General features: G+C 70.5%; 4 protein-coding genes and 1 pseudogene. 3 read left to right on the top strand and 2 right to left on the bottom strand.

Annotated elements, in window-relative coordinates; genetic code table 11:
- The 3 genes and pseudogenes from K8V84_RS10330 to K8V84_RS10320 form a co-directional block, all read left to right on the top strand.
- Nucleotides 1-446: pseudogene (locus K8V84_RS10330) on the top strand (transposase); the annotation flags it as partial.
- 324 nt (nucleotides 447-770) lie between these two features.
- Nucleotides 771-1,163, top strand: coding sequence for a VOC family protein (locus tag K8V84_RS10325; RefSeq protein ID WP_304073596.1), 393 nt, complete (start codon nucleotides 771-773; stop codon nucleotides 1,161-1,163).
- A gap of 119 nt (nucleotides 1,164-1,282) precedes the next feature.
- Nucleotides 1,283-2,569: an MFS transporter gene (locus K8V84_RS10320; RefSeq protein WP_304073594.1), complete on the top strand. Its 1,287-nt coding sequence runs from the start codon at nucleotides 1,283-1,285 to the stop codon at nucleotides 2,567-2,569.
- A 123-nt stretch (nucleotides 2,570-2,692) separates the two neighbouring features.
- On the opposite strand, the gene K8V84_RS10315 is transcribed toward K8V84_RS10320, so the two are convergent.
- Entirely contained in the window at nucleotides 2,693-4,705 is a 2,013-nt protein-coding gene (locus K8V84_RS10315) for a tetratricopeptide repeat protein (RefSeq protein WP_304073592.1), read from the bottom strand.
- A 50-nt stretch (nucleotides 4,706-4,755) separates the two neighbouring features.
- Nucleotides 4,756-5,712 carry a VanZ family protein gene (locus K8V84_RS10310; RefSeq protein ID WP_304073590.1) on the bottom strand — a complete coding sequence of 319 codons (957 nt, stop codon included), beginning with the start codon at nucleotides 5,710-5,712 and terminating at the stop codon, nucleotides 4,756-4,758.
- Nucleotides 5,713-6,069 lie beyond the last annotated feature (357 nt).

Here is a 6,069-nt window from a genome sequence, read left to right as displayed (position 1 = left end):
CGTGCTCTCAAAGGGGGACCTGACGGGTCCGAATCCTGTCGATCGGGGGCAAGAAGGGCGCCACGATCCACTTGATCACCGATCGGACCGGGGTGCCGATCTCGGGTGCGAACCTGCTGCAACCGCTGATTCGTGTGATACCGCCCATCAAGTCCAGGCGAGGCCGCAGGTGACGCAAACCCGGCAAGCTCCACGGCGACAAAGGTTACGACTACAACCACCTGAGCCGATGGCTGCGTGAACGCGGAATCGTCCATCGCCTGGCTCGCAAGGGCGTGGAATCCTCGAAGCGGTTGGGGAGGCACCGCTGGCAGGTCGAGCGCACCATGGCCTGGCCGGCCGGATGCCGCCGTCTCCATCGTCGCTACGAGCGCAAAGCCGAGCACTTCCTCGCGTTCGCCGACATCGCCTGCACGTTGATCTGCTTCCGCAGACCCACCAAATGAGATGAGCCCTAAGGGGCGGCCGGCGAGCGGTCTTGAGAGGGACCGAGCGCCTTTGTGGCAAGCGTCTGTGACCGAGAGGCCGAGGGAACAGGCGCTTGCCGGAATCGTCCGACCCTCCGGGTACCCGACCTCACCGCGGATTCTTGGCGGCTCTGCGTCTTCCATCTTCCATCTTCGTCGTCCCACTACGCGCTCCCTCTGTCTCCTCCCGCAGACCCGAGTACTGGAAAAGTGGTGGGATCGCCGACGCCTCGTGTGTTTGGATGTCGAACGAGCAGGCGTCACCGCAACCCGACCCGCACGGCTCGACCCGGAGGTTCCGACATGGCCAGCAAGTTCACCGAGCTCGCGATCGACTGCGCGGAGCCGGAGGCCCTCGCCCGTTTCTGGTGCGCGGTCCTGGACTACGATGTGCTGGGAGTGGAGGACGAGGGCGCGTTCGTCGCCATCGGCCCGGCCACGGCGGCGGAGGACGAGAACCGTGCGGGGCCGGTGCCTCCGGCGCTGACCTTCTCCCGCGTGCCCGAGGGCAAGTCCATCAAGAACCGACTGCACATCGACGTCAACCCCACCGACCGGGATCAGGCCGACGAGGTCCGCCGACTGGTCGAACTCGGTGCCCGCCGAACCGACAACGGACAGAGCGAGTTCAGCTGGGTCGTTATGGCCGACCCGGAGGACAACGAGTTCTGTGTCCTGTCCACCCGCCGTCCCTGACCCCACAAGGGATTGCGCGCGGCAACGGGACGATCCGTGAGCGGGGCTTGAGGACAGGGGGCCTGCCGGGCAGGATGAAGTCGGCCGCACGGCCCCCACCCCCTCCGAAAGGCCACCCCTTGCAGAAGGCCACGCGCAAACCCGGTCTCGGCCGGGACTTCAACCGCTTCTGGCTCGGGAGCCTGGCCAGTGACCTCGGCGACGGCATGATGGCCATCGCCCTGCCACTGGTCGCGGCACTGTTCACCAACGACCCGCTCCTGGTGTCCGGGCTGCTCGCCGCCCGCTTCGTGCCCTTCCTGCTGTTCGGACTGGCGGCCGGGGTGATCGTCGACCGGGTCGACCGGGTGCGGCTGATGATCGGCGCCAACGTGGTCCGGTCGGTCGCGCTCGTGACCTTGGCCGTTCTCGTGGCGACCGGGCACGCCACCATCTGGGTGCTGTACGCGGTCATGTTCACCGTCATGACCTGCGAGGTGTTCTACGACCTGGCCGGCAGGGCGCTCATGCCGAACCTCGCCCCGGCCGGGACCATCGACCGGGCCAACGGGCGCATCGAGGGCGGGCGAACCGTCACCCAGGACTTCGCGGGTGGGCCGCTCGCCGGGTTCCTGTTCGCGATCATGGCGTTCGTGCCCATCGCGGCCAACGCCGGCGCCTACGTTCTCGGGGCACTGGTCCTGCTCGGGCTGCCCCTGGCGGTGCGTCGCGCTCCCGGGCACGATGTCGACGGGGCCGCCGGTGGTGGGCGGCCCTCGGCCCTGGCCGACCTGCGCGAGGGGTTCGTCTTCGTCTTCCGGGGAAGCTCCCTCGGCCCGATCCTGCTGTTCAACCTGGCGCTCAACGCCGCCTTCACCGCGCTGAGCGCCGTCATGGTGCTGCTCGCGCAGAACCACTTCGGGGTGCCGGCTGCCCTGTACGGGGCCTTCCTCGGATCGTCCGCGGTGGGCGCGCTCCTGGGCGCGGCCACGGCCGGAGCGATGCTCGCCCGGCTGGGGCGGTTCCGCCTGGAGTTGGTGTTCTTCACCGTCAGCGGCCTGTGCTTCCTGGGCTTCGGACTGGCCCCGAACGCCTACGCGGCCGTGGTGGCGTGGGTCGTGCTCGGGTTCGTGGTCACCGCGTCCAACATCGTGATGCTCGGTGCCATCCAGCTGATCGTCCCCGGGCGCCGGTTGGGGAGGGTGATGTCGTTCGTGCAGGTGTCCGGCACCGCCTTCGGCCCGGTCGCGGCGCTCCTGGCGGGCCTCCTCGGACGGGTGGAGCTGTACTACGTCCCGATCGCCTCGGGCGTGCTGCTGCTGGTCTCGCTGGCCCTGGCGGTGCCCGCCCTGCGCCGGGTGGTGACCGAGGCCGACCAGGTCGAGGCCGCCCAGATCAGCGATCAGGTCGAACATCCGGAACAATGACCGCTCCCGCCCCTCCCCTCCCGACACCCACCATGATGAACCAGTAGATCTTGCTCCCGGCGCCCATTTCGGCGCCGAAACCGGCGCCGCGAGCAAGATCATCAGGATGCGGTCGGACCGGGGTCAGCCGCGGAGGTGCTCGGCGGCCTGCGGGCCCGTGGGTTCGTCGTTGGGGTCGAGTTCGTGACTTCCTCCATTGCTCCCGGCCAGGGAGGCGCGGGCCCCACTGTCCTGCGAACCCGCGCCACCGTTCGGCGTCACCTCCGCCTTGACCCGGGCCTGGCGGCGTAGACGTTCCACCCGCCTCCTCGTGGTCAGGGTGTCCGGGTGCCGAGGCCCCAGCACCCGACCTCGGTCCCTCAGCAACTCCTCCAGGGCCCGCACGGCGCCCTCGGTCTCGCCTGCGCGCGCCCGCCAGAACGCCAGGTCGTGTCGACAGCGCAGCGTGGCGGGGTGGTCGGCGCCCAACACCTCCGCGCGGGTCCGGGCCAGCCGGCGGAACTCCTCGGCGGCGCCGCGAGCGTCTCCGGCCTCGCCCCGCCAATGAGCGAGGTTGTGCAGGGTGGTGAGCGTGTTCGGGTGGTCGGGGCCCAGATGCTCGCGCTGATCCTCCAGGAGCCGACGGGACTCGGTGACCGCCCCGGCCAGGTCGCCGGTCTCGGCCCGGCACAGGGCCAGGTTGCCTCGGGTGCCGAACGCCTCCACCCGGTCGGCGCCCTGCCACCGGCGCAGGTCGTGCAGCAGGTGCCGGAAGCGCACCATGGCCCCGGTGGTGTCGCCGGCCCAGGCGCGCAGGTAGGCCAGGGAGTGCCGAACGCGCAGGGTGGTCGGCCCGTCGGGCCCCTCCATCACCAGGTGCCTCTCGTAGGACTCCTCCAACTCCCGGTAGGAGCCCGCCATGAACATCTCGCGGTAGGGGAGCGGGCTCTCCGCGGCGCCGGCCCAGGCCGGGGCGCGGGTGCGGAACAGCAATGGGTGCGGATCCACGTCCCACAAGGAACCGGAGGGCGCGTGGGAGCGCAGAGCGTCGGTGCTCGACAGCAGCCGCCACTCCAGGGAGGCGCCCCGGCAGGTGTCCGGCCACACCTTCATGAGGCCGTCGGCGGCCGTGCGCACGCTCTCCATGGTCGGCCGGGCGCGCGGGTGGTCGTGCGCGGCGATCACGAGTGGGGTGTCCCGGGTGATCAGGTGCAGGCGTTCCAGGGACGCCAACGCCAACCGGACCTCGTGCTCGGCGAGGCGCCGCGGCGGGTAGGTGCGGCGCCCCAGGTGGTTGCGGAACGGTCGGGACACGAGCACCTGTTCGGGGGTGGCGAGGGGGCCGAGCAGTGAGATCAGCCCCATGAGGGGGCGGGCCACCCCGATCGGACGGTGGCGGTCGGCGCGGTCCAGCGCCGGTTCGCGGGCGTCACGGGAGTCGCCGAGCAGCTCCAGGTAGTCCGAACAGGCGGTGCGGCGGTCCGCCATGTAGGCGACGGCCTGGCCCAACGAGAGCGGGTGGTGGTCGAGGGCGGCGGCGAGGGTGTCGAGTTCGGCGGGGGAGTGGGCGACACCGGCCTCGGTGAGGGCGGAGCGCAGGTAGGCGCGGGCCTCGGTCTCGGTGAAGGTGGAGACCTCGACCGGGCGCCGGCCGGGAGGGTCGAAGCGTTCCGTGGGCAGCCGGGTGGTGACGATCATCCGGCCCTTCTCCCTCCCCCGGGCCCGGCCGTCGGTGCGGGACCGGTGACCGAGCGGCGGCCACAGGTCGTCGAAGTCGCGGGGGTCGGTCAGGTGGTCCCACACCACCAACCAGCGAGGATCCACGCCGTGCGGCGGGTCGTACAGCCAGGACAGGAACCGGCCGGCGGCGAGCTCGGGGTCGTCGGGGCAGTGGTCGAGGACCCGGCGGGCCGCGTGGGAGTAGGCGAAGACCACGCCCTCCCGGTCGGTGGCGTCGGCCCACACCACGAGGGTGTCGGGATGGTCGGCCACCAGCGCCCGGGCATGGTGCGCGGCCAACTGGGTCTTGCCCACACCGGCGGGCCCCGTGAGCACCTGATCTTCGACGAGCGGTGGGGGGAGTTCCCGCCGGTGGAAGTGCGCGACCGGTTCGGGGACGGGAACGGGCCCGCCCTTGTCGCTGTGTCCGGGAGCCAACGGCCACACCCTTCCCAGGGTTAAGGGGGTTTCGGTCGATCCAGTTCCCATCACAGAGGGGAGTCAATCCCATCGTTTTTGTCATCCCAGGTCGACGAGTCGGTGTGCTCGAAACGTGACCGAAACCGGGCGAGAGACAAGGGGAAGGGCACGGTGCGTGGGAGCGAGCCCGGTGCGCGGTCGGGGGAGGAGGTGTCCCGAAGGGGAACCCGGGGCCGGGTCCGGGCCCGGCGGTCGAAGACCCCGACGACGCCCACCGCGGTCAGGGCCATGAGGGAGCCCAAGAGTGAGCCCACACCGTTGACGAGAAGGTCACCGGTGTCGGGCGACCGATCCGAGGCGAGGGCCCATTGGGTGGATTCGATGGTCAAGGACAGGGCGGGCCCGAACAGGAGCCGGGCCGACCACGAGGAGAACGCGAAGAACGCGGCGACGCCTATCGGCACGAACAACAGCGTGTTCATGACCCGTTCCTGGAGGGCGAGGCCGCCGGTGACGCTCCATGGCCCCTCCTCCTCGTACCGGGCGACCTGAGCGTCCATGGACGCCTGCTCCTGCCCGATGGTCCGCACGACGGTCCGCTCTGCCTCGGATCCCGGAGCCACCGGTGTGCCCTGGGTGTCGGTGACGGCCAGGGAGCCGTGCGGGTCTTCGTACACGTGGAGCACTTCCGAGTCCGGGTCTTCCACCTCGGCTTTTTCGGCCCGCTCGATCGCCGTCGGTTCCGTTGGCGAATAGTGGATGACGCGGCCGTCGTCGAGCGTCACTCCGAAATTTTCGGGCCCTTCCGGGACACCGATGTCCTGGAAGGACACCCATGGATCCCAGATGACGTGGCGATCCGATCCGCCGATCGTGCCCAGGCCACCAAGGGGGGCCGCCAGGATCAGCAGGTACAGGGTGGCCAGACAAAGAGTCACCGCCCGCACGGCCGGCCGTCGCCGGGCCAGGAACAACGCCGCGACCAGTGCCAGGGCCAACGCGAGTGTGATGGTCAGGGGGTTCACGTAAAAGAGGACCGTCCACATGGTGGGCGACACTAGCTTGGGCCCGGGTTCCGGCCGCCGAGAACCACTGACCGCACCTGGCCACGCCGAGACGCGTCGGGGATCTGGCACCCACCACGCACCCCGGAGCAAGAAAGGCCAATGACCGTCCACGGCAACGCCGGGAACGCCTGCGCGGTTCCATTCGGCTCGTCCGCGCGCTCTACCAACAGCTCGCGGCCACCGCCGAGGACGGATCACCCGAATGGGCCGACCACGAACAGGGCGCGCACCGCCGGGCCTGGCCCGCCGGTTCCAGGAGGAGGCGGCCCGTTTCCGGGCCGACCTGGCCGCGCTGGGATCCCGCCCCCCGAGCCG

Origin of the sequence: Nocardiopsis listeri (genome assembly GCF_020741345.1) — a bacterium.
Classification (GTDB): domain Bacteria; phylum Actinomycetota; class Actinomycetes; order Streptosporangiales; family Streptosporangiaceae; genus Nocardiopsis; species Nocardiopsis listeri_A.
This window is presented reverse-complemented; position numbering and strand designations above follow the sequence as displayed.